Raw genomic sequence first — 243 nt, forward strand, 5'->3', positions numbered from 1 at the left:
GTGCAGGCCAAGACCGGCCCGATCCGCGCCGACCTGCTCGGCAATATGTGGGCGCAGGAATGGGGCAATATCTACGACGTGGTGGCGCCCAAGGGCGCCGGCGACCTCGGTTACGACGTCGGCGACCTGCTCAAGGCCAAGCAGTATGACTGGAAGAAGATGGTCCAGACGGGCGAGGGCTTCTACTCCTCGCTCGGCTTCACGCCGCTGCCGGGCACCTTCTGGGAGCGCTCGCTGTTCCTC

The 243-nt window shown here is 65.8% G+C and carries 1 protein-coding gene; it reads left to right on the top strand.

The features are described 5' to 3' along the window. Window positions 1-243, top strand: a 243-nt coding sequence (locus tag AC6UDB_RS07210) for a M2 family metallopeptidase (protein WP_500709586.1), incomplete at both ends; no start/stop codon positions are given.

The sequence above is a fragment of the Fructilactobacillus sp. X3R2C1 genome, from assembly GCF_059901235.1.